The 2,640-nt window shown below is 65.7% G+C and carries 3 protein-coding genes and 2 pseudogenes; 1 reads left to right on the forward strand and 4 read right to left on the reverse strand.

Annotation, left to right across the window (positions count from 1 at the left end; all coding sequences use genetic code 11):
- From LQV45_RS24965 to LQV45_RS24975, 3 genes and pseudogenes are all read right to left on the reverse strand, one after another.
- Window positions 1-267 (reverse strand): annotated as a pseudogene (locus tag LQV45_RS24965) (regulatory protein RecX); the annotation flags it as partial.
- Complete coding sequence (gene recA / locus LQV45_RS24970) at window positions 254-1,306, reverse strand: recombinase RecA (protein ID WP_230009312.1); 1,053 nt, start codon at window positions 1,304-1,306, stop codon at window positions 254-256. The gene recA and the pseudogene LQV45_RS24965, both read right to left, overlap by 14 nt.
- Before the next feature lie 222 nt (window positions 1,307-1,528).
- Window positions 1,529-1,765, reverse strand: coding sequence for a DUF3046 domain-containing protein (locus LQV45_RS24975; protein WP_223913990.1), 237 nt, complete (start codon window positions 1,763-1,765; stop codon window positions 1,529-1,531).
- A 41-nt stretch (window positions 1,766-1,806) separates the two neighbouring features.
- Here LQV45_RS24975 and LQV45_RS24980 point away from each other — a divergent pair, with 41 nt between their 5' ends.
- Window positions 1,807-2,316, forward strand: coding sequence for a MarR family winged helix-turn-helix transcriptional regulator (locus tag LQV45_RS24980; protein ID WP_230009313.1), 510 nt, complete (start codon window positions 1,807-1,809; stop codon window positions 2,314-2,316).
- A gap of 99 nt (window positions 2,317-2,415) precedes the next feature.
- On the opposite strand, the pseudogene LQV45_RS24985 reads toward LQV45_RS24980, so the two are convergent.
- Window positions 2,416-2,640, reverse strand: a pseudogene (locus tag LQV45_RS24985) (transcriptional regulator); the annotation flags it as partial.

The following is a 2,640-nucleotide window of genomic DNA, read 5'->3' on the forward strand; positions in this document are numbered from 1 at the left end:
GTCCAGCACGGCCTCCGCGACGTCCTCAGGGACGTTGCGCTCGGCCAGCTTGCGCGAGAGCTGCAGCCGGCTCTTGGGCGAATTCGTCAGCTGCCGCAGCACGATGGCACGCGCCACCGCCGCGGGGTCCGCGTCCCGGTCCTGCCCGGCCGGCGAATCCGCGCCATCGGTGCGGTCCGCCGGCTGATCCGGGCCGGCAAAGCCGGGGGCAGGATTCCGTGATGGAAATCCTGCCCCTTTGCGCCGCCGGCTGTTAGAAGCCGTCAACGGCCTTCAGCTTCGGAGATTCTTCGGTCTCAGCCGGGGCCTTGACGCCAACGCCGAGCTTTTCCTTGATCAGGCGCTCGAGTTCGGCCGCCAGCTCCGGGTTGTCGCGCAGGAAGCGGCGGGAGTTCTCCATGCCCTGGCCCAGCTGGTCGCCATCGTAGGTGAACCAGGAGCCCGACTTCTTGATCAGGCCGTGCTCGACACCCATGTCGATGATGCCGCCCTCACGGGATATGCCCTGGCCGTAGATGATGTCGAACTCGGCGATCTTGAAGGGCGGGGCCATCTTGTTCTTGACGATTTTGGCCTTGGTGCGGTTGCCGACGGAATCGGCGCCCTCTTTCAGGGTCTGGATGCGGCGGACGTCGATGCGGATGGAGGCATAGAACTTCAGCGCCTTACCACCGGTGGTGGTTTCCGGGGAGCCGAAGAAGACACCGATCTTTTCACGCAGCTGGTTGATGAAGATGGCCGTGGTCTTCGTCTGGCTCAGGCGGCCGGTGATCTTACGCAGGGCCTGGCTCATCAGGCGGGCCTGCAGGCCCACGTGGCTGTCGCCCATGTCGCCTTCGATTTCCGCGCGGGGAACGAGGGCGGCCACGGAGTCGATGACTATGACGTCAAGGGAGCCGGATCCGATAAGCATGTCCATGATTTCCAGCGCCTGCTCGCCGGTGTCCGGCTGGGAGACCAGGAGCGCGTCGGTGTCGACGCCCAGCTTGGCGGCGTATTCCGGATCGAGTGCGTGCTCGGCGTCGATGAAGGCGGCAATGCCGCCCTGGCGCTGGGCATGGGCAACCGCGTGCAGCGCGACCGTGGTCTTACCTGATGATTCCGGACCGTAGATTTCCACGACGCGGCCGCGGGGCAGGCCGCCAATTCCCAGGGCGACGTCCAGTGCGATGGACCCGGTCGGGATGACTTCGATGGGCGCACGGACTTCATCGCCGAGGCGCATGACCGAGCCTTTGCCGAACTGCTTGTCAATCTGGGCAAGCGCTGCGTCGAGCGCCTTCTGGCGATCCGGGGCTGCGGCCATGATTCACACCTCTAATACTTTCTCGCTGTGGAGTGGCCGTGGAGGCCTTTGTCTGTCATCACTGACGCTACTGGCACCCTCCGACAAAGTTGTCGGGAGAACCACGTATGTGGAAAACGGTCTGAAAAAAAGCATATCGCTATCCGAACAGATATTCGAACAAGCGGACGGCGTGTCAGGCGTCAGCGGAGCTCAGCTGGCGTCAGCGCGACGACGCAGGCGTCAGCGGGGCCCGGTGGTGTCACGGGGTTTGACGTCGCGGCCCAGGCGGCGTTCCGGCGGAACGTCCTGGACGTCGCACATGGCAAGCCACACCTGGCGCGGCGGAACGCCGGCGCTGAGCGCCTGGTCCGCGGTGCGGCCTCCGACCCCGGCCAGGACCAGCGAACTGCTCAGGACGCGGGAGTAACCCGCGCCGAACTCGTCGTCCATAAGCCGCCAAAAGTCACTGATTCGCACGAGTAAAGTCTCTCACGGCCGGGGACTCTAGAATGGTTGCCATGAGCAACCCAACTGAGTCCGCGGGAGATCCCGCTCCCGGTACCGCCGGCGCGGACGCCGCCCTGGACGCCGTCGAGAACCAGCTGAGCCTGCTCTGGCGCCGGGGACGATCTATTTCCCATCAGCTCTCGCGCCAGGTCCACCCGGAAATGGAACCCGCCGCCTACGGCCTGCTCAGCGTGATCCGCCAGCAGGGCCCCATCCGGCTGACCGACCTAGCCTCCTGCATCGGCGTCGGCAAGCCATCGGTGAGCCGGCAGATCGCCTTCCTCGAGGGCCTCGGGCTGGTGTCGAAGGAGGCTGACCCGCTGGACGGCCGGGCGCAGGCCATCCGGCTGACGTCCGAAGGCGAGGAAAGGATGCACCAGGTCCAGGACGCACGGCGTGAGGTGTTCCGGGAACGCCTGGCGGAATGGCCGGCCGAGGATCTGCAGGCTTTGGCCATGTACATGGCCAAGCTCAATGCCACCTACGAGCGCGACGGTTTCCCCCGGGACGAGCCCGCCTGACTCCCCCACCGGGAACCTTGGTCACCGAAACACGACAAAGGACCTCCGGCCTGGGCCGGAGGTCCTCTTTTGTGTCTTAGGTCTTAGGTGAGTGGCGGGCTAGCGCGCTCCGGAAAGGAGGCCCTTGGCCAGCTCGTCGGTGAGATCGGAGTTCAGTTCCCGGTCGAGGTCGCGGCCATAGCGCTGCGCGAACTCCTGGGGGACGGTGTCCGGAACCGCGACGCCCTCGGCGACCGCGACGCGGTCGCTGACTTCGCGGAGCATGCTCGAAAGCGGAACATCGAGGGCCGAGCAGATCGAGGAGAGCAACTCCGAGGAGGCTTC

The organism is Microbacterium sp. Bi128 (assembly GCF_918698205.1).

Excerpts from the sequence above, each read along its gene's own strand:
- recA (WP_230009312.1), bottom strand. The coding sequence starts at position 1,306 with ATGGCCGCAGCCCCGGATCGCCAGAAGGCGCTCGACGCAGCGCTTGCC.
- LQV45_RS24980 (WP_230009313.1), top strand. The coding sequence starts at position 1,807 with ATGAGCAACCCAACTGAGTCCGCGGGAGATCCCGCTCCCGGTACCGCC.